The 22,829-nt window shown below is 72.3% G+C and carries 23 protein-coding genes; 7 read left to right on the forward strand and 16 right to left on the reverse strand.

Annotated features, from left to right (window positions below):
- Both V1260_RS13010 and V1260_RS13015 read right to left on the reverse strand, forming a co-directional pair.
- Positions 1 to 840: MBL fold metallo-hydrolase (locus tag V1260_RS13010; protein ID WP_329747253.1), on the reverse strand; the 840-nt coding region annotated here is incomplete at its 3' end.
- Between the two features lie 42 nt (positions 841 to 882).
- Complete coding sequence (locus tag V1260_RS13015; RefSeq protein ID WP_329747254.1) at positions 883 to 3,276, reverse strand: excinuclease ABC subunit UvrA; 2,394 nt, start codon at positions 3,274 to 3,276, stop codon at positions 883 to 885.
- A gap of 158 nt (positions 3,277 to 3,434) precedes the next feature.
- Between V1260_RS13015 and V1260_RS13020 the strand changes: the two genes are divergently transcribed.
- Positions 3,435 to 4,859 carry a mycothione reductase gene (locus V1260_RS13020; RefSeq protein WP_329747255.1) on the forward strand — a complete coding sequence of 475 codons (1,425 nt, stop codon included), beginning with the start codon at positions 3,435 to 3,437 and terminating at the stop codon, positions 4,857 to 4,859.
- A gap of 55 nt (positions 4,860 to 4,914) precedes the next feature.
- On the opposite strand, the gene V1260_RS13025 is transcribed toward V1260_RS13020, so the two are convergent.
- Positions 4,915 to 7,080: an LCP family glycopolymer transferase gene (locus V1260_RS13025; RefSeq protein ID WP_329747256.1), complete on the reverse strand. Its 2,166-nt coding sequence runs from the start codon at positions 7,078 to 7,080 to the stop codon at positions 4,915 to 4,917.
- A gap of 109 nt (positions 7,081 to 7,189) precedes the next feature.
- On the opposite strand from V1260_RS13025, the gene V1260_RS13030 reads away from it, so the two are divergent.
- Both V1260_RS13030 and galE read left to right on the forward strand, forming a co-directional pair.
- Entirely contained in the window at positions 7,190 to 8,650 is a 1,461-nt protein-coding gene (locus V1260_RS13030; protein WP_329747257.1) for a GuaB1 family IMP dehydrogenase-related protein, read from the forward strand.
- 105 nt (positions 8,651 to 8,755) lie between these two features.
- Positions 8,756 to 9,751 carry a UDP-glucose 4-epimerase GalE gene (gene galE / locus V1260_RS13035; protein ID WP_329747258.1) on the forward strand — a complete coding sequence of 332 codons (996 nt, stop codon included), beginning with the start codon at positions 8,756 to 8,758 and terminating at the stop codon, positions 9,749 to 9,751.
- Between the two features lie 42 nt (positions 9,752 to 9,793).
- On the opposite strand, the gene ilvA is transcribed toward galE, so the two are convergent.
- The 3 genes from ilvA to V1260_RS13050 are packed head-to-tail and all read right to left on the reverse strand — an operon-like array spanning position 9,794 to position 11,921.
- Positions 9,794 to 11,131 carry a threonine ammonia-lyase IlvA gene (ilvA, locus tag V1260_RS13040; protein WP_329747259.1) on the reverse strand — a complete coding sequence of 446 codons (1,338 nt, stop codon included), beginning with the start codon at positions 11,129 to 11,131 and terminating at the stop codon, positions 9,794 to 9,796.
- Positions 11,128 to 11,625: a 2-C-methyl-D-erythritol 2,4-cyclodiphosphate synthase gene (ispF, locus tag V1260_RS13045; RefSeq protein ID WP_329747260.1), complete on the reverse strand. Its 498-nt coding sequence runs from the start codon at positions 11,623 to 11,625 to the stop codon at positions 11,128 to 11,130. Before ispF ends, ilvA begins: the two co-directional genes overlap by 4 nt.
- On the reverse strand, positions 11,622 to 11,921 hold the full coding sequence (locus V1260_RS13050; protein ID WP_329747261.1) for a PTS sugar transporter subunit IIB: 300 nt from the start codon (positions 11,919 to 11,921) through the stop codon (positions 11,622 to 11,624). Before V1260_RS13050 ends, ispF begins: the two co-directional genes overlap by 4 nt.
- A 98-nt stretch (positions 11,922 to 12,019) precedes the next feature.
- Between V1260_RS13050 and V1260_RS13055 the strand changes: the two genes are divergently transcribed.
- Positions 12,020 to 12,775 carry an IspD/TarI family cytidylyltransferase gene (locus tag V1260_RS13055; protein ID WP_329747262.1) on the forward strand — a complete coding sequence of 252 codons (756 nt, stop codon included), beginning with the start codon at positions 12,020 to 12,022 and terminating at the stop codon, positions 12,773 to 12,775.
- 10 nt (positions 12,776 to 12,785) lie between these two features.
- Positions 12,786 to 13,097, forward strand: a complete 312-nt coding sequence (locus tag V1260_RS13060) for a hypothetical protein (RefSeq protein WP_329747263.1) — start codon at positions 12,786 to 12,788, stop codon at positions 13,095 to 13,097.
- A gap of 48 nt (positions 13,098 to 13,145) precedes the next feature.
- Here V1260_RS13060 and V1260_RS13065 read toward each other — a convergent pair whose 3' ends face one another.
- On the reverse strand, positions 13,146 to 13,859 hold the full coding sequence (locus V1260_RS13065; RefSeq protein ID WP_329747264.1) for a 2-C-methyl-D-erythritol 4-phosphate cytidylyltransferase: 714 nt from the start codon (positions 13,857 to 13,859) through the stop codon (positions 13,146 to 13,148).
- A gap of 10 nt (positions 13,860 to 13,869) precedes the next feature.
- Entirely contained in the window at positions 13,870 to 14,352 is a 483-nt protein-coding gene (locus V1260_RS13070) for a CarD family transcriptional regulator (protein WP_076810443.1), read from the reverse strand.
- Positions 14,353 to 14,635: 283 nt separating this feature from the next.
- Here V1260_RS13070 and V1260_RS13075 point away from each other — a divergent pair, with 283 nt between their 5' ends.
- Complete coding sequence (locus tag V1260_RS13075; protein WP_329747265.1) at positions 14,636 to 15,169, forward strand: hypothetical protein; 534 nt, start codon at positions 14,636 to 14,638, stop codon at positions 15,167 to 15,169.
- 136 nt (positions 15,170 to 15,305) lie between these two features.
- Here V1260_RS13075 and V1260_RS13080 read toward each other — a convergent pair whose 3' ends face one another.
- Positions 15,306 to 15,998: a response regulator transcription factor gene (locus V1260_RS13080; RefSeq protein ID WP_329747266.1), complete on the reverse strand. Its 693-nt coding sequence runs from the start codon at positions 15,996 to 15,998 to the stop codon at positions 15,306 to 15,308.
- A 1-nt stretch (position 15,999) separates the two neighbouring features.
- Positions 16,000 to 17,259, reverse strand: a complete 1,260-nt coding sequence (locus V1260_RS13085; RefSeq protein ID WP_329747267.1) for a sensor histidine kinase — start codon at positions 17,257 to 17,259, stop codon at positions 16,000 to 16,002.
- Positions 17,260 to 17,432: 173 nt separating this feature from the next.
- Between V1260_RS13085 and phoU the strand changes: the two genes are divergently transcribed.
- Entirely contained in the window at positions 17,433 to 18,107 is a 675-nt protein-coding gene (gene phoU, locus V1260_RS13090; RefSeq protein ID WP_329747268.1) for a phosphate signaling complex protein PhoU, read from the forward strand.
- A gap of 93 nt (positions 18,108 to 18,200) precedes the next feature.
- Here phoU and V1260_RS13095 read toward each other — a convergent pair whose 3' ends face one another.
- Genes V1260_RS13095 through V1260_RS13120 form a run of 6 tightly spaced genes read right to left on the reverse strand, consistent with a single transcriptional unit; the run spans position 18,201 to position 22,742 of the window.
- A complete protein-coding gene (locus tag V1260_RS13095; RefSeq protein ID WP_329747269.1) occupies positions 18,201 to 18,566 on the reverse strand; it encodes a DUF4235 domain-containing protein in 366 nt (121 codons plus the stop codon).
- A 25-nt stretch (positions 18,567 to 18,591) separates the two neighbouring features.
- Positions 18,592 to 19,641 carry an LCP family protein gene (locus V1260_RS13100; RefSeq protein ID WP_329747270.1) on the reverse strand — a complete coding sequence of 350 codons (1,050 nt, stop codon included), beginning with the start codon at positions 19,639 to 19,641 and terminating at the stop codon, positions 18,592 to 18,594.
- Between the two features lie 49 nt (positions 19,642 to 19,690).
- Entirely contained in the window at positions 19,691 to 20,449 is a 759-nt protein-coding gene (gene trmB, locus V1260_RS13105) for a tRNA (guanosine(46)-N7)-methyltransferase TrmB (protein WP_329747271.1), read from the reverse strand.
- A 22-nt stretch (positions 20,450 to 20,471) separates the two neighbouring features.
- The gene (locus V1260_RS13110) at positions 20,472 to 20,900 is read right to left on the reverse strand and encodes a QcrA and Rieske domain-containing protein (protein WP_329747272.1); all 429 of its coding nucleotides are present in this window, start codon (positions 20,898 to 20,900) and stop codon (positions 20,472 to 20,474) included.
- 46 nt (positions 20,901 to 20,946) lie between these two features.
- Positions 20,947 to 21,513, reverse strand: coding sequence for a peptide deformylase (gene def / locus V1260_RS13115; RefSeq protein ID WP_329747273.1), 567 nt, complete (start codon positions 21,511 to 21,513; stop codon positions 20,947 to 20,949).
- A complete protein-coding gene (locus V1260_RS13120) occupies positions 21,510 to 22,742 on the reverse strand; it encodes a YihY/virulence factor BrkB family protein (RefSeq protein ID WP_329747274.1) in 1,233 nt (410 codons plus the stop codon). The genes def and V1260_RS13120 overlap by 4 nt, the downstream gene beginning before the upstream one ends.
- Positions 22,743 to 22,829: the final 87 nt, after the last annotated feature.

Below are 22,829 nucleotides of genomic sequence, written 5' to 3' on the forward strand. Positions count from 1 at the left end.
AACCGTCAGTCCGCCACCTCGCCACCGTCCCTGTCTCCTCCATCCGGGCCCCGTGCCCGGAGCGGCCTCGCTCCGCGCCCGGGCCGCCTCGAACAGGGAGAGGTCGTGAGAGTTGACGATCTGCACCTCCGGGTCCCGGGCGAGGGCACGCAAGCGCCTCTGGGTGCGGTGCATCGTGCGCGGATCCTGCGCGATGAGCGTCTGGCGCAGCCGCACGTCGAGACGGAGCCGACCCGTGCGCAGCGTGCGCGCGTCGAGCGCCGCATCCCCGATGTGCAGCAACCACCCCTCGGGCATCGGCACCGCGACCCCGGCGTGGCCGGGCGTGTGACCGGGCAGCGGCACCAGCAGCAGCCCCGGGGCGACGTCGTCGAGCTCGACCGTCCCCTCCAGCCCTTTCCAGGTGCGAGCCCCCCGCGGATGGGCGACCAGGTTCGGGCCGTGGCCCCAGTGCCCGGTGCGGTATCGCTGACGCACCCGGGGTCCGCGCCGGTCCCGGATCGCCGCCGCCTCCGCGGCGAGCAGGTGGATCCTGGCGTGCGGGAGGTCCGGGATGCCGCCGGCATGGTCGAGGTCCCCGTGGGTGAGGACCACATCGCTCACGTCCGCGGGGTCGAGGCCGACGGCGCGGATCCGCCCCACGGCGGTCCGGGTCAGGTCGAGGTCGGGGAAGAGCACGTGGCGCACGGGGCCGAGCCGGCGCGGATCGCGCACGTCCTCGGTGCCGAATCCGGTGTCGACCAGCACCAGGCGGTCACCGATCTCCAGCAGCAGCACTTGGCAGACCATGCGGCCGACGGGGGTGCGGAGGGTGCCGCAGTCGAGATGATGGATGCGCATCGGGTTCCCCTCGGGTCGATGACCTGCCCTGGACACGGTGTCTCAGGCGCCGACGTACTCCCGCAGGTGCCTGCCCGTCAGGGTCGATCCGTCGGCCACCAGCCGGGCCGGGGTGCCCTCGAAGACCACGCGCCCGCCGTCGGCCCCGGCGCCCGGGCCGAGGTCGATGATCCAGTCCGCATGGGCCATCACGGCCTGGTGGTGCTCGATGACGATCACCGAGGTGCCGGCGTCGACCAGACGGTCCAGCAGCTCGAGGAGGGCGCCGACGTCCGCGAGGTGCAGGCCGGTCGTCGGCTCGTCCAGCACCACCGTGCCGCCCGCGGTGCCCATGTGCATCGCCAGCTTGAGCCGCTGCCGCTCGCCGCCCGAGAGGGTGGTCAGCGGCTGGCCGATGGTGAGATACCCCAGTCCCACCTCGTCGAGGTGGCGGAGGATCTTCGCGGCCGCGGGGACCCTCGCCGCCGGGTCCTCCTGGCCGGAGAAGTGGGTCAGCGCGTCCTCGACGCTCATCTCGAGCACCTCGGCGATGTGCTTCCCGCCGAGCGTGTACTCGAGCACCGACGCCTGGAAGCGGCGGCCCTCGCACTCCTCGCACGGCGTCGAGACCGTCTCGAGGAAGCCGAGCTCGGTGTAGATCACGCCGGTGCCCTTGCAGACCGGGCACGCGCCCTCGGAGTTGTTGGAGATCAGGGCGGGCTTGACCCCGTTGGCCTTCGCGAAGGCCTTCCGCACGGGCTCGAGCAGGCCGGTGTAGGTCGCGGGGTTCGAGCGGCGCGAGCCGCGGATCGCGGACTGGTCCACGACCGTGACGTCGGCGCCCTTCGGCAGCGATCCGTGGATCAGCGAGCTCTTGCCGGAGCCGGCCACGCCCGTGACCACGGCGAGCACGCCGAGGGGGACGTCGACGTCCACGTCCCGCAGGTTGTGCTGCGAGGCACCGCGGATCTCGAGGGCTCCGGTCCGCTCCCGCACCGTCTCCTTGAGCTCGGCGCGGGTGCCGAGGTGCCGACCGGTGAGGGTGTCGGCGGCGCGCAGGCCCTCGACGTCGCCCTCGTACTGCAGCTGCCCGCCGTGGCTGCCGGCCCGGGGGCCGAGGTCGACCACGTGATCGGCGATCGCGATGGTCTCCGGCTTGTGCTCGACGACGAGCACCGTGTTGCCCTTGTCGCGCAGGGCGAGGAGCAGCTCGTTCATCGTCGCGATGTCGTGCGGGTGCAGGCCGATGGTGGGCTCGTCGAAGACGTAGGTGATGTCCGTCAGGGCCGAGCCGAGGTGGCGGATCATGCGGGTGCGCTGCGACTCGCCGCCGGAGAGGGACCCGGAGGGTCGGTCGAGCGAGAGGTAGCCGAGCCCGATCCGCACGAAGGAGTCCAGCAGCGCGGCGAGGTTCGCGAGCAGCGGGGCGACCGTCGGCCCCTGGTGGCGGCCGCGCAGCTCCTCGACCCAGCTCGCGAGCTCGGTGATCTGCCAGGCGGTGACATCGGCGATCGAGACCCCGTCGATGAGCGAGGTGCGGGCGTGCTCCGCGAGGCGCGTCCCCTCGCACTCGGGGCACTCGACGAACTTCACGGCGCGGTCGACGAAGGCGCGCACGTGCGGCTGCATCGCGTCGCGGTCCTTGGACAGCATCGACTTCTGGATCTTCGGGATCAGACCCTCATAGGTCATGTTCATCCCGTCGATGCTGATCTTGGTCGGCTCCTTGTACAGGAAGTCGTGCAGCTGCCGCTTCGTGAACGACTTGATCGGCTTGTCCGCCGGGAAGAAGCCGGAGCGCACGAAGATCTTCACGTACCAGCCGTCGGCGGAGTAGTTCGGGATGGTGAACGGGCCCTCGTCGAGGGACTTCTCCTCGTCGTACAGCTCGGTGAGGTCCACGTCGGAGACCTGCCCCATGCCCTCGCAGCGCGGGCACATGCCGCCCACCCGCGAGTAGGTGGCCCTCTCGGCGATGGTCTTCGCGCCCTTCTGCACGGTCATCGCCCCGGAGGCGGTGACGGAGGGGACGTTGAAGGAGTAGGCGCCGGGGCCGCCGACGCTCGGCTCGGCGAGCTTCGAGAAGAGGGTGCGCAGGTAGGCGTTCGCGTCGGTCACGGTGCCGACGGTGGAGCGCACGTTCGCGCCCATCCGCTCCTGGTCCACGATGATCGCGGTGGTCAGGCCCGAGAGCTCGTCGACGTCGGGACGGGCGAGGGAGGGCATGAACCCCTGCAGGAAGGCGCTGTAGGTCTCGTTGATCATCCGCTGCGACTCGGCGGCGATGGTGCCGAACACGAGCGAGGACTTCCCGGAGCCGGAGACGCCGGTGAAGACCGTCAGGCGCCGCTTGGGGATGTCGAGGGAGACGCCGCGGAGGTTGTTCTCCCGCGCCCCGCGCACGCGGATCACGTCATGGGCGTCGGCCGACGGGACGGGCGAGGTCTGGGCGGTCATGGCGGCTCCTGCGGGAGGGGAGGGGGAGGGCGGGGAGGGACGCGGAAGGGTGGGGAGGACGGGGCCAGGTCATTCTGCCACCGGCCCCGCGGCCCGGAGCGGCCACACCCGTCGGCCCGGAGCGGCCGGTGCCGTCGGCCCGCCGATACCCTGGGGAGGTGAGCACCCCGACGCACTACGACATCGCCCTGATCGGCTCCGGCTCGATAAACTCCTTCCCCGGCCCCGACCTCGCCGGCCGCACGATCGTGCAGATCGACCGGGGGGTCGGACCCGATCACGTCTTCGGCGGGACCTGCCTGAACCTCGGGTGCATCCCGACCAAGATGTTCGTGCACACCGCGAACCTCGCCGCGACTCCCGCGGAATCCGCGCGCTTCGGCCTGACCGCGCGCCTCGAGGGCGTCGACTGGCCCGCGATCCGGGACCGCATCTTCGGGCGCATCGACCCGATCTCGGCGGGCGGCGAGGCCTACCGCCGCGATCACGAGGACAACGCCTACCTCACGCTCCTGCGCGGCACCGCGACCTTCGTCGGGCCGAGGCACCTGCGCGTCGAGCTCGCGGACGGCGGGAGCGAAGAGATCACCGCCGATACCGTCGTGCTCGGCGCCGGGTCGCGGCCCGTGATCCCTGCGATCGACGGGCTCGCCGAGGCCGCCCCGCACACCTCCGACACGATCATGCGCCTGGAGGCGCTGCCCGCCTCCCTGCTGATCCTCGGCTCCGGGGTCGTGGCCGTGGAGATGGCGCACGTGTTCGCCTCCCTCGGCGTCGAGGTCACCCTCGTCGCCCGTTCGGAGCGGGTGCTGCGCGCCGCGGACGCCGACGTCTCCGCGCGGCTCACCGAGATCCTCGGGGAGCGTCTGCGCCTCGAGACCGGGCTCTCGACCACCGCGGTCCGGCGCACGGCCGATGGGATCGAGCTGCGCGGCCGACGGGACGGCGCCGAGGTGGTGCTGGGCGCCGAGGAGATCCTCGTCGCGACCGGGCGGCGGCCCAACTCCGACCTGCTCGGGGCCGAGGCCGCCGGGATCGATCTGGCGGAGGACGGCCGCGTCGTCGTGGATCCCTACCAGCGGGTGCTCTCGGGCGGCGAGGTGCTCGAGGGCGTCTGGGCCCTCGGCGACCTCTCCAGCCCGCACCAGCTCAAGCATGTCGCCAACCACGAGCAGCGCATCGTGCGGCACAACGTGCTGCACCCGGAGGCCCTGCGCCGCTCGGATGCCCTGCCTGTGCCGGCCGGGGTGTTCACCCACCCGCAGGTCGCCTGGGTGGGGATCGACGAGGAGACCGCCCGCGCGAGCGGCCGGGCGGTGCGGGTCGCGACCCAGGAGTACGCCTCGATCGCCTACGGCTGGGCGATGGAGGACACGACCGGCTTCGCGAAGCTCGTCGTTGACGCGGAGACCACCGAGATCCTCGGCGCGCACCTCATCGGCCCCGAGGCGACCACCCTGATCCAGATCCTGATCCAGGCGATGAGCACCGGGCAGACCGCACGGGACATCGCCACGACCCAGTACTGGATCCACCCGGCCATGCCCGAGCTGATCGAGAACGCCCTGCTGCAGGTGATCTGAGTGGCCCGGGCCCGAGCGAGACCCGGGCCGGGGCCGCGGCGACGAACGGTCGAGGTCAGCCGGCCTGCTCGTTGCTCGGCAGGCAGGACTTCAGCGGGTCCTGCTCGATGACCGGGGCCTCCGTCGCGGTCTCCTCGCCGGTTCCGGACACCTCCGCGGAGGACTCCTCATCGCTCGGGGTCTCCTCCTCGGCGGTGGTCTCCTCCGCGCTGCTCTCCTCACTGGAGGACTCCTCGCCGGAAGCTTCCTCCTCGGGGGCGGCGCCGGTCTCGGCGGGCTCCGTGGAGCCGGGCTCGGTCTCGCCCACGACCGACTCCGGCGGATCCGCCTTCAGGGAGTCCTCGATGGAGGCCTGGGTCCACTCCTTGAGGTAGTCCCAGTCCGCGTTCGCCGACGGGGTGACGTCTTGCGTGATCGGGTACGAGGTGAACCCGCCGTCCTTGACCCGCAGGGCCAGGTCCACGAAGGCGTCGAGATCGGACACCGGGATGTCCGTGACGATATTCTGCTCGGCCGTGTTGACCAGGCCGGGGATCGACATCGCGAGGGTCGCCGGATCGGCTTCCTCGGCGACGGCGCGGACCATGCGCTGCTGGCGGCACATGCGGTTGAAGTCGTCGGAGCCCTCGCGGGAGCGGGCGTACCAGAGGGCGTGGAAGCCGTCGAGCGTCTGCGCGCCGGGCTCGATGTAGCCGTCGATCGGACCGGCGCCGCCGCCGATCGGGATGCGCCGCTCGACCACGAGGTCCACGCCACCGATGGCGTTGACCAGGTCCTCGAAGCCCTGCAGGTTCACCATCGCGTAGTAGTCGGTCTCGAGGCCGAGGGTCTCCTCGACGGCCCATCGGGTCGCCGTCAGGCCCGGCTCGGGATCTCCGGGGAAGAGGTCCGGACGGTCCTCGGCCCAGGTCCACACGGCGTTGATGAGGTCCTGGTTCTGCCCGAAGTAGCGGAAGCCGTCCGGGAAGACCTCCGCGGCGGGGGTGCCCTCGGGGAAGCGGACGTGCTCGAGGTTGCGGGGGATGGAGAACAGCGCGGTCTGGCCGGTCTTGGTGTCGATCGAGGCGACCATGAGGGTGTCGGGGCGGGTGCCGGTGCGGTCAACGCCCGCGTCCTGCCCGAGCAGCATGATGTTGACCCGCTCGGTGTTCGCCCACGGGTCCGGGCCCTCGGCGAGGTCGGCTGACCTGCCGCCGGCGAAGACGCTGCTCGAGCCGAGGAGGGACTGCCCGGCCCACAGTGAGCGGACCGTGTAGCCGGCGGGGATCGCGACGGCGACGACCATGACGGCGGCGACCGCGAAGGCCAGATACCGACGCGTGCCGGTGAGTCGCTCCTTGGTGGTCTGGGCGAGGTTCGCGAGCACGATCTGCACGATCCAGACCAGCCCCACGACGGCGGCGACCGCGAGGAACCCGAGGAGCACCGTGCGGGAGGTGAGCAGCTGGATCATCTGCAGCCGGTCGCCGAACCTCCACAGCAGCAGGCCCGCGATCACGACGGCGGCGAGCACGGCGAGCAGAGCGATGCCGAGCCGGCGCATCCGCGTGGTGAGCAGGCCGGCGCCGGGCAGCACGGTGGTGAGCACCGTCCATCCGGCGACCTTCGGCAGGGAGCCCTCCGCGCGGCCCTCTTCACGGCGGGAGCGCGCGGCGGTCGAACGGGCGGCGAGATGCTCCGAGGCAGCCGAGGCAGCCGAGGCAGCCGAGGCAGCCGAGGCAGCCGAGGCAGCCGAGGCAGCGGACGCGTCCGACGAGTCCGGGGACTCCGAGGAGTCCGGAACGTCGGGCCCGGCGGAGGGCTCTGCCGGCTCGGCCGAGGGGGCGGGCTGGGTCGACGGGGAGGGAGCGCCCCAGGCGTCCTGCTCGTCGAGGAGGAACGCCCGCCGACGGCCGTGGCCGGGACGGCGCGCGGCGCGGTCCGCCGCGGCGTCCGCGGGCGGAACCGGGGCAGCGAGCGGCGACGTGGGGGGCTCGACGGGGGTGGTCGACGGCTCGACGGGCTGCGCGGGGGAGGACGTCTGCGCGGGCTCGGCCGAGGATGCCGGGGGCGTCGTCGCTCCCGGCCAGGTGCGCTTCGCCCCGCCGTTGCCGAAGGCGGCATTGCGGTTGGCGCGCGCCTGATCGGGGGGCAGCGGCGTCGAGGTCGGTCGCCGGAGCGGCTCCTGGTGCCTGCCGGACCGACGGCGTCGACGTCGGGGGGCCGAGGAGGGGTCCGTCATGAGCGACATCCTAGGTTCACGGGGCGCGATGATCGCGCATCTGCCTGTGAGGACCTGGTGGAGGGTCGATGCCTGCCCGGTGACGCGTCGCCTCCGTATCCTGGAGGGCATGCGCCTGATCCATGAGCCGTCGACCGACCTCACGTACGACGACCTCTTCTTCCTCCCCTCCCGCTCCGCGATCACGTCCCGCTTCGACGTCGACCTCGGCAGCGATGACGGCACCGGCACCACCATCCCGCTGGTCGCCGCGAACATGACCGCCGTCACCGGTCGGCGGATGGCGGAGGTGATGGCCCGCCGCGGCGGCCTCGCCGTGCTGCCGCAGGACCTCTCCCCGGAGCGACTCGACTCGATCGTCCGCTCCGTCAAGCAGCGGGACCTGCTGGTCGACCATCCGCTGACCCTCGGGGTCGACGGCACCCTCGGCCAGGCCGCGGACCTGCTGCCCAAGCGCCCCCACGGCGTCGTCGTCGTGGTCGACGCCGAGCGCCGCCCGCTCGGCGTCGTCTCCGCGCAGGAGATCGCCGGTCGCGACTCCTTCGCCGCCGTCGGCGAGGTGCTCGACTCCGAGGCGCTCGTGGTCGGCCCCGCGGACCTCGACGTCGAGCCCGCCCTGCTCCATGCCCGCATCGCCGCGACGCACCACGACATCGCCGTGGTCACCGACGAGGACGGCACGCTGCGCGGCGTGCTCACCGCCACCGGCGTGCTCCGCTCGACCATCTACCGCCCCGCTGTCGACGACGCGGGCCGGCTGCGCATCGCGGTCGCCGTCGGCATCAACGCGGACATCGAGGCGCGGGTGCGCGAGCTGGTCGACGCGGGCACCGACGTGATCGTGCTCGACACCGCCCACGGCCATCAGGACAAGATGCTCGAGGCGCTGCGCCGCGCCCGCACCGTCCTCGGGCCGTCCGAGGACACGCCGGTGCGCCTGGTCGCCGGGAACGTGGTCACCGCCGAGGGCACCCGCGAGCTGATCGAGGCGGGCGCCGACATCGTCAAGGTGGGCGTGGGCCCCGGCGCCATGTGCACCACCCGGATGATGACCGGCGTGGGCCGGCCCCAGTTCTCCGCCGTGCTCGAGTGCGCGACCGAGGCCCGCCGTCTCGGCGGCCGCGTGTGGGCCGACGGCGGCGTACGCCACCCCCGCGACGTGGCCCTCGCGCTCGCCGCGGGCGCCTCGAACGTCATGATCGGCTCGTGGTTCGCGGGCACCTACGAGTCGCCCGGCCAGATGCGCACCGACGAGCGCGGCCGGCGCTACAAGGAGAGCTTCGGCATGGCCTCCAAGCGGGCCGTCTCCCACCGCACCGCCCATGAGGACGCCTTCGCCCGGGCTCGCAAGGGCCTGTTCGAGGAGGGCATCTCCACCTCGCGCATGTACCTCTCCGAGGGGGCGGGCGGCGTCGAGGACCTGCTCGACGTGATCACCGCGGGCGTGCGCTCCTCCTATACCTACGCGGGTGCGGCGGACACTGACAGCTTCCGCGAGCGGGCCGTGATCGGGCTGCAGGGCGCCTCCGGCTACGCCGAGGGTCGGCCGGTCTCCAGCTCCTGGAGCTGAGTCCGGGGCCGATCGACCGGGACCAGGCGGGGCAGCGCACGACGCCGTCCCGCCCGCGTCCCGCCGGCGTCTCGTCGGGGCTCGTCGGCCGGTAGGCTTCCGGTCATGACGACTCTCGTGATCGGTGGTGCCGGGTACATCGGATCGCACGTGGTGCGGCTCCTGCAGGAGAAGGGCGAGCGGGTGGTCGTGGTCGACAACCTCTCGACGGGGCTGCGCTCCCGCTGCGAGGGCGTGGAGCTGATCGAGCTCGACATGACCCTGCCCGACGCGGCGGAGAAGCTGGCCTTCCACCTCCGGGCCTCCGGCGCCGACTCGGTGATCCACTTCGCCGCCCACAAGCAGGTCGGCGAGTCCGTCGCGAACCCCGAGATGTACTGGCACGACAACATCGCCGGCCTCGCCAACGTGCTCGCCGCCTGCGCGAGCGCCGAGGTGCGGGACGTCGTCTTCTCCTCCTCCGCCGCGGTCTACGGCATGCCCGACGTCACGGTGGTCACCGAGGACCTCATCCCGCAGCCGATCAACCCCTACGGCGCGACGAAGTACGTGGGCGAGTGGATGCTCGCCGATGCCGAGCGCGCTCACGGGATGCGCACCGTCGCCCTGCGCTACTTCAACGTCGCGGGTGCCGGCTGGCCCGAGCTCGCCGACACCGCCGTGATGAACCTGGTCCCGATCGTGCTGGACCGCCTCGAGCGGGGCCTGGCCCCCGTCGTCTTCGGCGACGACTACGACACCCCCGACGGCACCTGCATCCGCGACTACGTCCACGTGCTCGACCTCGCGCACGCCCACATCGCGGCGCTCGACTATCTCCGCGGCGAGGAGCGGGAGCATCGCGTGTTCAACGTGGGCACCGGCGAGGGCTCGACCGTGCTCGAGGTGATCCAGGCGATCGCCCGCGCGAAGGGCATCGAGATCACGCCCGAGATCGGCGAGCGCCGCGCCGGCGATCCCGCCCGCCTGATCTGCTCCGGCGACCGCATCGCCCAGCACCTCGGCTGGAAGTCTGAGCACGGCCTGGACGACATCGTGCGCTCCGCCGTCGAGGCGCGCGACGCGATCACCCCCGACGTCGAGGCGTACCCGGAGGGCTGAGACCGGCCGGGGCGGGTCCTCCGCCCCGGCGCCCTGGCGTCCTCAGGTGAGGTAGCGGTAGATCGGGTCCTCCGGATCGATCCGCTCGATGGTCATGTTCGAGGCGGCCATCCGCGCCATCAGCGGATCGAGGTCCGAGCGGCTGCCCAGTTCGACGCCGACCAGGGCGGGACCCTCCTCGCGGTTGTTGCGCTTGATGTAGTCGAACAGCACGATGTCGTCGTGCGGGCCGAGCACCCGGTCCAGGAACCGGCGCAGCGCCCCCGGCTCCTGCGGGAAGGTCACCAGGAAGTAGTGCTTGAGGCCCTCGTGGACCAGGGAGCGCTCGACGATCTCGGTGTACCGCGACACGTCGTTGTTGCCACCGGAGACGACGACCACCACGTCCCCCGTCGACTCCTCGTCCTCCCCGCCGGAGCCCCCGCGGCCCAGATGCGGGATCGCCCCGGTGGCCACCGCGGCCGCCGCCAGAGCGCCCGCGGGCTCGGCGATGATCCCGTCGACCTGGTACATCTGCAGCATCTCGGTGCACACCGCGCCCTCGTCCACCGCGAGGAGCTCGGGCTCGATCGCGCGGACCATCCGCAGCGGGGCGGCGCCCACGCGGCGCACCGCGGCGCCGTCCACGAAGGTGTCCAGCTCGTGCAGGGTCACGGGCCGCTCGGCGCGCACGGCCGCGGCCATCGACACGGCCCCGGCCGGCTCCACGCCCACAATCCGCACCGACGGGGTGCGCTCGCGCAGCCACGCCCCGCAGCCGCCCAGCAGACCGCCTCCGCCGACGGGCAGCACCATCGTGCCGACCTCCCGGCCGTGCTCCTCCCGCAGCTGCTCGACGGCCTCGAGGGCGACCGTGCCCTGCCCGGCCATGATCAGAGGGTGGTCGAAGGGCGGCACCTGCGTCGCCCCGGTGCGCTCGGCGTCCTCGGCCGCGGCCTCCGCTGCGTCGTCGAAGGTGTCGCCGACGAGCAGCAGCTCCACGAACTCGCCGCCGATCGCGACGATCCGCTCGCGCTTCTGGCGGGGGGTGGTGCCGGGCACGTAGATCCGCCCCCGGATGCCGAGGGCGGCGCAGGCACGGGCCACGCCCTGGGCGTGATTGCCGGCGCTCGCCGCGACCACGCCCGCCTCGCGGGCGGCCGGGGGCAGGGAGTCCAGGAACAGATGGGCGCCGCGCAGCTTGTACGAGCGGACCGACTGGAGGTCCTCCCGCTTGAGCCAGACGTCGACGCCGCCGAGTTCGCTCAGCCGCTTGCTGTGCAGCAGCGGCGTGCGGCGGAGCACCGGGGCGAGGCGCTCGGCGGCCGCCTCGACCTCCGCGGCGCCCAGCGGCAGGGCCGGGGGAGCGGGGTCGGCGGGGCGGGACGGGGCGTCGGTCATGCGAGGTCCTCCCGGGGGATGACCAGGGCGGTCGCGAGGGCGGCGATGCCTTCGCCGCGACCGGTCAGGCCGAGGGCGTCCGTGGTGGTCCCGGAGACCGCGACAGGAGCTCCGACGACCGCGCTCATCGCGGCGCAGGCCTCTTCTCGACGGGCGGAGAGCCGGGGACGGTTGCCGACGACCTGCACGGCGATGTTGCCGATCTCGAAGCCGGCCCCGCGCACCAGGCGAGCGGCCTCGGCGAGCAGGGTGGACCCACTCGCGCCCTCCCACTCGGGACGGTCGGTGCCGAAGTGGGTGCCGAGGTCGCCGATCCCGGCGGCGGAGAACAGCGCGTCGCAGGCCGCGTGGCAGGCGACGTCGGCGTCGGAGTGCCCGGCGAGGCCGCGCTCGCCCTCCCAGGTGAGGGCGGCGATGCGGAGCGGGCGGGGGGAGTCCTCGGGGGCGAAGGCGTGCACGTCCACGCCGAGGCCGACGCGGGGCAGGACGCTCATCGGGCCCCGCCCGCCTCCAGGCGCGCGAGCTCCCGGTCGATGTCCGTGAAGGTCAGGCCCGCGTTCGTCCCCAGCAGCAGCGGCATGGCGGAGACTCGCGGGACGCCCAGGGCGGCGGGCAGGTCGACGGTGCTGACCACCAGATCCGCCTCGAAGTCGTTCGAGAGCAGGTCCATCACGGTCGCCTGCACCACCTGCACCTCGCGCCCCGACTCGGTGATGTGCTCGCGCACCTGGTCCGCGATCAGAGCGGCGGTGGCGATCCCCGCGCCGCACACGATGGCGATGGTGAGCATGCAATCTCCTGGACTGGCGACGGGTGGGCGACGGTCGATTCTGTCATGCCCCGAGCAGGACGTCCACGTCAGTGAGGTCGGCCGTCTACGATGCCAGCGTGAACCAGCCCCGCCGCCACCGCTCGGCACGCCGCACCGGCCGTGCCGCCGGCATCGTGCTCGCCGGAGGCTCCGGCACCCGTGTGGGGGCCGGCATCAACAAGGCGTTCCTGCCGCTCGCCGGGCGCAGCATCGCCAGCTGGGGTCTGAACACCCTCGCCCGCGTCGAGGGCGTCGGGCTGCTGGTGTTCGTGGTGCGACCCGAGGACCTCGAGCACGCCCGCTTCGTCGCGGACCGCGAGACCGAGCGCCCGCTCGAGATCATCACCGGCGGGGACACCCGGCAGGAGTCGGAGCTGCTGGCCCTGCGCCATCTCGCCGATCGGATCGACGCGGGAACCGTGGACACGGTGCTCATCCACGATGCGGCCCGTCCGCTCGTCTCCCACGGCCTCGCCGCCGCCGTGCTGCACGCCGCCAGGGAGACCGGGGGCGCGGTGCCGGGGATCCCGGCGACCGATGTCGCCCCCGTCGGCTCCGGCGACACGCTCGCCCCCCGGGCGCACCTGCGCCCCGAGTCCCTGGTGCGGGTGCAGACCCCGCAGGGCTTCCGCGCCGCGACCATCCTCGACGCCTACGAGGCGGCCGCACGGGACGGCTTCGTCGGCACCGACACCGCCTCGTGCGCCGAGGAGTACACCGACATCCCGGTGACCTGGGTGCGGGGCGAGGAGACCAACTTCAAGATCACCTATGCGCAGGACCTGCTGCTGGCCCAGGACGTGGTCACCGCGCTAGGTTTGAGGACCGGGTGAGGAGGAGCCGATGTCCGTCCAGGAGAGCTATCTGCGCTGCACCGCCTGCGAGCAGGAGTCCGAGCATCAGGTCGTCTACGCCGGCCGCTTCGTCACCGAGATCCAGTGCACCTCGTGCGGGGCGGTGACCCGGCTCGACGTCTCGGAGGACTACCTCCCCGATCTGCGTCAGCGCATCTCGAGCAAGCCCGGCCGTCTGATGCGCCGGCTGCGCCACGACCCGGGAGAGCTGGCCACGAGCCTTCCCCAGCGCACCCTGTCGAAGCCCCGGCGCATGCTCGAGGAGTTCCGCACCGTCTGGCGCAGCCGCCGCGACGACTGACCCGGCTGCTGCGTCCCGAGTCCCGCGGCGGGACCCGGGTCGGCGCGATCAGGGTCGCCGCGCGAGGCCGTGTCGGTGGGAGGTGTCGCGGGCGAGGCCCAGCGAGATCTGCGCCTGCCAGAGGGTGAGCCGGTCCACCAGGGCGGTCCCCGCGTGCGAGCCCTGGACGGTGCGGACGGCCGCCCCGCGGTCGAGCAGCGCCTGGATCTCGTCGAATCCTGCGGAGGGGGCGTCGGCGACAGCTCCCGCGAGTGCCTCGCGACGCAGCAGCCGCGGGCTCTGCAGCGCCGCCAGGGTGCTGCGGTCCACGTTCCGCAGCCCGGAGGGTGCGATCTGCTTGACGGAGTCCGTCATCGCGACCGTCGGCACCACGGCGTCGACACCGGGGGCGAGCGCGGCGAGCACCGCGGAGACCACGGCTGCCGGGGTCAGTGCACGCTCGGCGTCATGGACCAGCAGGAACGGCTCGTCGCTGTGCTCGAGCGCCGTGGCCAGCGCCTCGCGCCGACCCGCCGCGACCTCGTGCACCGCCGCGCGGCCCGAGACCGCCCGGCGCAGCGGCTCCGCCGCGTCGGTGCGGGTGATCACGAGCGGGGAGGGCAGTCCGAGGTCGCGTGCGGTGCCGAGCAGGCGATCGACCAGCAGCGAACCGCCCAGGGGCTCGAGGCCCGGGGTGGGGGCCGCGCCGACGATGCCCGGCGCGGGCGGGGCGAGCGCGAGGATGATCGGCCGCACCTCGGCGGCCGACGGGGGAGCGGTCACGACCGGCCGCTCAGGAGGCGAGGACCTCGTCGAGGATCGACTCGGCATCGGTCTCGTCGGTCTTCTCGGCCAGGGCGAGCTCGGAGACGAGGATCTGGCGGGCCTTGGCGAGCATCCGCTTCTCCCCGGCGGAGAGGCCGCGGTCCTGATCGCGGCGCCAGAGATCGCGCACGACCTCGGCGACCTTCTTGACGTCCCCCGAGGCGAGCTTCTCGACGTTGGCCTTGTAGCGGCGCGACCAGTTGGTCGGCTCCTCGGTATAGGGCTGGCGCAGCACCTCGAAGACCTCGTCGAGGCCCTCCTTGTCGACCACGTCCCGCACTCCGACGAGATCGACGTTGTCCGCGGGGACCTCGATCGTCAGATCGCCCTGGGCGACCTTGAGCTTGAGGTAGGTGCGATCCTCGCCCTTGATGGTGCGGGTCTTGACCTCCTCGATGAGCGCGGCACCGTGGTGCGGGTAGACGACGGTCTCGCCGACAGCGAAGTTCATGTGTTGGGTCCCCTTTCCGCGGGACAGTCTACCACCGGGTCCACGTGGTAAAATGCGCGGTTCTCCGCATCTCGGCTGGTCAGGGCGTTGCCGAGCGCTTTCGAGAGGTGGTCGGGGCGCTGATCGAGCGTTTGTCGGGCGTTGGTCGGGGAGGCGTGCGGGCATCGGCGGCCGCGGCGCGAGGGGATCTTGCGGGGGAATCCGGGACGGGGTGGTGCGGTACCCTGTGAGGGCTGTCCTTCGTCCCTCCGCCGCCGGTCGCGGCATCGAACAGGAGTCCTCCGTGCGCACCTCCCGTCGTCTCGTGCTCTCCGCCGCCGCCCTGGGCCTGGCCCTCGCCGCGTCCGGATGCGCGTACTTCAACCCGGTGCAGACGCACGAGTTCTACCAGGCTGCCGACGGCACCAACGCGAACCTCTCCCAGGACGGCTCGACCGTGATCGGCGTGCGCAACGCGCTCGTGATCCTGCGGGAGGACGGCACCGCCGAGTTCTCCGCCACGGTCGTCAACTACGAGCAGGCGATCGAGGGCGCGGAGCCCACCCGCACCGTCGACCTCGCGGCCGCGACCTCGGACGGTACCGCGATCTTCGCCACCGGCGTGTCCCTCGCGCCGGAGCAGGTCGTCTCGCTGGGTGCGGGCGAGGACAGCGACCAGAGCGTCCAGATCGGCGACGCCTCCGGCGTCGTCGCCGGCGACATCCTGGATCTGACCATCACCTCCGGGGACCAGACCGTGGTGATCTCCGTGCCCGTCGTCGACGGCAGCCTCGAGCACTACAGCGAGACCGGGAGCGGGGAGAACGCCGGCGCCTGAGCGCCGCGCGGGCCGCGCCGCTGCACCGGCAGCGCGCAGCATCGAGTCAGACACAGAGCGCCCCGCGGCCAGGCCGCGGGGCGCTCTGTCGTCCGTCGTCTCCGGGTCGCTCCGCGCGGGAGAGCCCCGGGCGCGCTCAGGCGCCGGAGGACTCGAACTTGTAGCCGAGGCCGCGCACTGTCACGAGGTGGACCGGGTTCTTCGGGTCGTCCTCGATCTTCGCGCGCAGCCGCTTCACATGGACGTCGAGGGTCTTGGTGTCGCCGACGTAGTTCGCGCCCCACACCCGGTCGATGAGCTGGCCCCGGGTGAGCACCCGGTCCACGTTGCGCAGCAGCATCTCGAGGAGCTCGAACTCCTTCAGCGGCAGCGCCACCTCCTGGCCGTGCACCTGCACGACGTGCCGCTCGACGTCCATCATGATGTTGCCGGCGCTGAGGGTGGTGTCCTCTTCCCCTTCGCCCGAGTCCTGACCGCGGCGCAGCACGGCCTTGATCCGGGCGAGCAGCTCGCGGGAGGAGTAGGGCTTGGTGACGTAGTCGTCGGCCCCGAGCTCGAGGCCCAGCACCTTGTCGAACTCGTCGTCCTTCGCCGTGAGCATGATGACCGGCACCGAGGAGGTGCGGCGGATCTCGCGGCACACCTCGGTGCCGCTCATGCCGGGGAGCATCAGGTCCAGCAGCACGAGGTCCGCGCCATGGGCGGAGAAGATGCGCAGGCCGTCGGTCCCGGTGTCCGCGACCGCGACCTCGTAGCCCTCCTTGCGCAGCGAGTAGGACAGCGGATCCGAGAACGACTCCTCGTCCTCGACGATCAGGATGCGCGTCATGTCAGAGTCCCTTCCCCGTGGCGTGGTCCGAGTCCACGGTACGGGAGCGTCGGGCGGAGGCGGCCTCCGCGGTGTCCTTCCGATCGGTGGGGCGCGCCCCACCGACGGTGATGGTGTCCGTGCGCCCCATCTCGGGCAGGCGCAGGGTGAAGGTCGAGCCCTGTCCGGGCATCGACCAGGCCGTCACCTCGCCCCCGTGGTCGGAGGCGATGTGCTTGACGATCGCGAGGCCCAGTCCCGAGCCGCCGGTCTCCCGCGATCGGGCCCTGTCGACGCGGAAGAAGCGCTCGAAGACCCGCTCGAGGTTCTCCTTCGAGATACCGATTCCCTGGTCCTTCACCGACAGCTCCACCATGCCGTCCTCGCGGCGCACCGAGACGCCCACCCGGGTCATCGGACCCGAGTAGGTGATCGCGTTGGAGATGAGGTTGGACAGGGCGGTGGTGAGCATCGGCGCGGAGCCGAAGACACGCAGGCCGCTCGCGCCGCCCACGGTCACCTCGATCCGCGACCCCAGGGCGAAGTTCCGATTCATCGCCACCGCCTCGCGGACCACCTCGTCGATCTCGGTGGGCTCCGCATCCGGCAGCGCGGAGGAGCCCTGGACCCGGGACAGCTCGATGATCTCCTGCACCAGGCGCGCCAGGCGCCGGGTCTCGGACTGCATCCGCTCGGCGAAGCGGCGCACGGCCTCGGGATCCTCCGCGGCGTCCTCCATGGTCTCGGCGAGCAGGGTGATCGCCCCGACCGGGGTCTTCAGCTCGTGGGAGACGTTCGCGACGAAGTCGCGGCGCGTCTCCTCGACGCGCACCTGGCGGGTGAGGTCGTCGGCCAGGAGCAGCGCCCCGTGCTCGCCGAGAGCCCCGATGCGCACATCGATGACCGACTCCGAGTCGCCGCCCGCCGCGCGGCGCAGGGTCAGGCGCTCGTCCCGGAAGCCGCCGTTGCGGCCGACGTCGGCCGCGAGCTCCATCAGCTCCGCGCTCGCCAGCCGCGGGTAGTCGCCCTCCGCGGCACGCACGATGCCGTAGGAGTAGGCGAGCGGGGAGGCCCGCAGCACGTCGCCGCTCGCGTCGAGCACCACGTACGCGGAGGACAGGATCGCGAGCACCTCGGCGGCCGCCACGGGAACCACGGGGCGCTCCTCCTCGGACTCGGCCGCGGGGATCCGGCGGTCGGCACGCAGCAGCGCCAGCGCGGCCGTGCACCCGATCACCAGGCCGATCGCGCCGGCGAGCAGGAGGAGGGCAGTCGTGGGCACCACAACAGCCTAGGCCCCGGATCGCCTCGCCTGGCATTCCGCTGCGAGAACCGGCACACTGCGAACCAGGAGTTCATGGGGACCACACCTGTCGTTCATCCGCCGCCGACAAGCGTTCACCGACGATTGCGAGGATGCGCGGCGACGATCCCCTTCAGACAAGGAGCATCACCATGCGCGAGGCGTACCAGAGCGACCTGCAGCACGTCATCGACGATCTGGTCGACATGGCGGAGATGGCCGGGACCGCCCTGAAGGACGCGACCACCGCCCTGCTCGAGGGCGATCTCGCCCTCGCGGAGCGGGTCATCGCCGCCGACCCCCACCTCGACGCGCGCCAGAGCGAGCTGGACGCGAAGGTCGTCGAGCTGCTGGCCCGTCAGTCCCCGGTCGCCACCGACCTGCGCCTGCTCGTCGCGGCGCTGCGGATGAGCTCCTCGCTCGAGCGCATGGGCGACCTCGGGGCGCACATCGCCCTCATCGCCCGTCGGGCCCATCCGGCCCTCGCGGTCCCCGATTCGCACCGTGAGCAGATCGCCCGTATGGCCGAGCTGGCGGGGGCGGCGCTCGTGGAGGCCGCGCAGGTCATCGCGGAGCGGGACCTGGCCCTCGGGGCCCAGGTCGAGAAGGAGGACGAGGAGCTCGACGAGCTCATGCTGCAGATCTCCCGCGAGATGTCCGGCGAGTCGGGCCTCACCAACAGCCAGGTCGTGGACATGACCCTGCTGATCCGCTTCTACGAGCGCCTCGGCGACCACGCCGTGTCCCTCGTGCGTCGCGTCGGCTTCCTGGTCACCGGCGACTCGCTCGACACGCTCAGCGCGAGCGTGGACGTGCAGGACATCTGAGCCGTCCCCCTCTCCGACGACGAACGCCCCGCGGTGTCCGCGGGGCGTTCTCGTCGTTCGGGGGAGTGTGCGGGCCGGGCCCGGCCCGCCGGCTCAGCCGCGGTTGGGGCGGGGCCGACGACGGGTCAGCCCCTCCGCGCCGGCCTTCGCGCCGCGCTGGGCGAGCAGGCGGAAGCCCTGCAAAAGCACGCCGGAGACCAGCGCCCACAGCATCGCCTTCCAGATCGGCTGCTCCTCGGACGGATCTCGGATGGCCCGGATCTCCGCCTTCGAGAGACCGTCCTTCTTCGCCTGCTTGCGCTGCCGGAGCGTCTCCTTGCGGGTGGCCTTGGTGGCCTTCGGGGTCGGGGCGTCCTCCCCGAAGACGACGCCCCAGCCGGCGGCGGCGACCTTCCTCCCGAGGGTGGCGGCGATGACGCCCGCCAACGGGACAGCGATCTTCACGAGCGGATTGGCCACGGAGTTCCTCCAGTCGACGAGGTGGTCAGTAGGTCCCGGCGTTCTGAGCGTAGTACGTGCCCATGTCGTCCTCGCGCAGCGCGGCGCGGAGGGTCTCCATGGCGTCCTCGTCCGTCGCGACGACGCTCGCGCCACCGCTGGTGGTGGTGGGACCGCCGTGGGGCACGGAGAGGAAGTACATGTCGCCGCTGCGGATCGAGCGCATCGACAGCCCCAGCTCGACCAGCGCCGAGGAGGTGAGCTGGTCGTCGGTGGTGAGATAGGGGGAGATCGAGCCGACGGTCTCCGAGAGCTTCCCGGGATCGCTCAAGGTGTCGGCGCTGATCAGCTTCGTCGCGATGCCCTTGAGCACGGCCTGCTGGTTCCGGTTGCGCTGGAAGTCGCCGTCGGAGAACTGCTTGCGCTCGCGCACGAAGACGAGTGCCTGCTCGCCGTTCATCGTCTGGGTGCCCTCGGTGAACTCGAAACCGCCGGCGCTGAAGTTCTCCGGGACCGCCACGTCGATCCCGCCGAGGGTGTCGACGAGGCCCTGGATGCCGTCGAAGTCGATCAGCGCGACATGGTCGATCGGCACGCCGGTGTAGTTCTCGACCGTGGTCACCGCGAGGCTCAGACCGCCGAAGGCGAGGGCGGCGTTGATGCGGTTGGTGCCGTGGCCGGGGATCTCGACGTACAGGTCACGGGGGAAGGAGATGACGTAGACGGTCTCGTTGTCGTCCGAGACGTGCACGAGCATCATCACGTCGGAGCGCTGCCCGGTCACGCCCTCCGAGGCGGCGTCCTCCTCGGAGCGCTTGTCGGAGCCGAGCAGCAGGAAGTTGCGGCCCGATCCGGGCTCCGCCTCGGGCCGATCGCCGTCGGAGGCGCCGCGGGTGATGGTCTCGACGGTGCGCTTCTGGTACTGGTTGTCGATCCCGCGGAGGTAGTTCGCCACCACGAGGCCGACGCCGAGCACGAGCACGGCGACGAGGCCCAGGGAGATCAGGGCGATGCGACGACCCCGTCGACCGCGGGGATCGGGGGCGTCCTCGTCCTCCCAGTCGGAGGGGAGCTGGACGTCGTCGGGGGCGTTCATGAGGACTCGCTCTCGCAGATGGTCGACAGGCGCGCGAACCCGTCGCCGCTCAGGGCGCGGAGCGGGTGTACGCGAGATCCCATACTAGGCGGCCCGCCGCGCGTCCCTTGGACTCGAAGCTGGTCTTCACACGACCCGCGAATCGCGGAGCCCATCCCTCCACGGGGAGCCCCGGCGGGACGTCGTCCGTGGTGGTGCCCTCGGGGCGGGGGCCGTCCGGGTGCAGCGGCTCGAGATCCTCGTGCGCGTCGAGCTGCTCGCGCATGTGCCCGGCGTACTGCGCCCAGTCGGTGGCGAGGCGGAAGGTGCCGCCGGGGGCGAGCAGCGGCAGCACGGCGTCGAGGAACGGAGGGTTGATCAGGCGCCGCTTGTGGTGGCGGGACTTCGGCCAGGGATCGGGGAAGAACACCCACAGCTCCTGGATCGAGCCCGGGGCGAGCAGGGCCGGCAGGGCACGCTGCGCGTCCAGCGGCAGCAGCCGCAGGTTCTGCGGGAGAGCGGGGCGGAGCCGGTCCAGGCGGCTGAGGGTCTGCGCGAGCCCCGGACGGTAGACCTCGACGCCCAGGTGATCCCGCTCGGGGTGCGCCGCGGCGGCGGCGACGATGTTCTCGCCGAGTCCGCTGCCCACCTCGACGACCAGCTCGGCGCGGCGGCCGAAGACCTTCTCGAGGTCGAGCGCGGCGTCGTCGGCGGGGAGCGTGTCCCGCTCGCCGCGCGGGAGGTCGAGGACGTAGGGGTCGGCGAGACGGTCCCAGGCGGTCTGGCGGCTCGGCGTCAGGCGCTCGCCGCGCCGGACGAAGGAGACCACGTCGCGGGTCGGACCGGGCCCTTCAGAGGACACGGCGGATCGCGCCGTCGGCGACCTCGACGGCGACCTCGGGCAGATGGGTCGTGGCCGGCCCGAGGAGCACCTCGCCCGTCGCGGCGTCGAAGCGCGAGCCGTGGCACGGGCAGTCCAGCTCCGCCTCGTTCTGGCGCAGGGCGCAGCCGTTGTGGGTGCAGTACCCCGAGTAGGCGGCGATCTCCTCGCCGGTGCCGCGGACGATCAGCACGAAGGGGCTCTGGCCGCCGAAGTTCACGAGCGTCGAGGCGTTCTCCGGGACCTGGTCCAGGGGGATCGAGCCGTCCTCGGTGGCGCGCACCGGGTCCGCGGTCCCGAAGCCCTCGTCCTCGGGGGCGCAGGCGGCGAGGACGCCGAGCCCGGCGGCGGAGGCGGGCAGCAGCAGGGCGTGGCGGCGAGAGAGGCACGGGCGTTCCATGCGCCCAGGATAGGCCGCGACCCTGGAGGTGCGACGGGCGGGGATCTCACACATCAGCGGCCTCGAGCTCGCGGGGATCCCAGGTCAGCAGGCCGCGGGCGCGCCAGCCCCGCTGCGTCACGGCATCCAGGGCCTCGCGGCGCAGTGCGGGGGAGAGGCGGTCGAGGTAGAGGGAGCCGTCGAGATGGTCCATCTCGTGCTGCAGGGCGCGGGCGAGCACTCCGCCCTCGTCCTCCAGCACCACCTCGTCGCCCTCGAGATCGATCCCGGTCACCCGGGCGCCGCGATGACGGGCCGTCGGATAGCCCTCGCCGGGGACGGAGAGGCATCCCTCGAGGGTTTCCTCGTCGAGCTCGAGCCCGCCGAAGCGCTCGAGCCGGGGGTTGATCACCACGGCGCGGTGGCGATCCCCGCTCGCGTCGGGGCAGTCCACGACGAACAGCCGCCAGCGCGACCCCACCTGCGGGGCGGCGAGGCCCGCGCCGTTCGCGGCGTCGGTGGTGTCGAACATGTCCGCGACCAGGGTGCGGAGCTCGTCGGTGATCTCCCGGACCCGACGGGTGCGCTGCGCGAGCGCGCGGTGGCCGACGATGGTGATGGGGCGGACGGTCATGCGGGGGAGTCTCCTGGAGGGTCGGATCGGGGATTCTCGTGAGCGGCGGGGGATGCAGAGGAATCAGAGGATGCAGCGGAGTCAGCTGAGGAGGACGTGGAGTCAACGGACGCGGACGTGGTGGGGGAGGAGGTCACCCGGTGCCGTGCCGGCGGGTTCACCGCGAGGGGGTTGCGGGCGTCGACGATCCACGGCGTGCGCTCGTGGCGCAGCGGGTCGCCGCTGCGCACGGACTCGGCGACCGCCCGGCCGATCTGCTCGGCGTCCGCGGCGTCGGCCGCCAGGAAGTCGAGGGTGTGCGTGGCGTGGGAGTCGAGCACGATCGCGTGCCAGGCGTCGAGCCCGCTCGCGATCTGGCGGGCGCGCAGGAACTCGGCATCCAGAGCGGCGCCGCCGATGATCACGATGTTCGCGAGCCACAGCAGCAGCAGGATCGCGATGAGCCCGTTGAGGACCGTGAGCACCTCCGCGAAGCGCGTCGCGTAGGCCAGCAGCCGACCGGCGAGCAGAGCGGCCCCGAACAGGGTCAGCACCGAGAGCGTCGAGCCGAGCGTCATGAGCCGGTACCGCGGCAGGCGCACGTTGGGGAACAGGTAGTAGGCCAGCGACACCCCGATGATCAGGATGACCAGCAGGATCGGCCACTTCACCAGGTTCCAGGCGTGGAAGGCGAAGATCGGGATGCCGATGAACTCGCCGATCCGCTGGCTCGCCTCGCCGCCGACGATGATCATGCCGATCGCGAGGAGCACCACCGAGACGATCAGCACCGTCTCCCCGAAGACGATCGTGCGGAACCAGAGGAAGGGCCGGCCCTCGCGCGTGTCGTAGACCCGGTGCAGGGCGCGGTGCAGCGCCGCGACGCCGTTGGAGGCGGAGACGAGCGAGCCGAGGGTGCCCAGCAGCAGCCCGAGCAGGCCGCCGGAGGTGCTCGAGGCGGCCTCGATCGCGGTGAGATACGGCGCGGGGTCCAGGGTCGGGAAGATCTCGACGACGAGGCGGGAGAGGGCCTGGAGGGTCTCCGCCTGGATGCCGATCAGCGACATCAGCGAGACCACCGCGACCGCGCCCGGGAAGAGCGAGAGCACGGAGTAGAAGGTCATGGTGCCGGCGACGTCCCACACCTGGATGTCGAGCAGTCGCATGCGCACCCGGTTCAGGACGTGCACGATGCTGAGCCGCGGCCGGGCGTGCTCGACGATCGGTCGGGGCCGACGCCCGGCGCTCATCCTCGCTCCGCCCCGCGGGTCGCGCCCTGGCCGTCGCGGGGGACGGCGGGGGTGCGGCGCATGATGCTCCTCGATCGGGACGGGCGG

The organism is Brachybacterium sp. J144, from assembly GCF_036321705.1.
In the GTDB taxonomy this organism is placed as follows: Bacteria; Actinomycetota; Actinomycetes; order Actinomycetales; family Dermabacteraceae; genus Brachybacterium.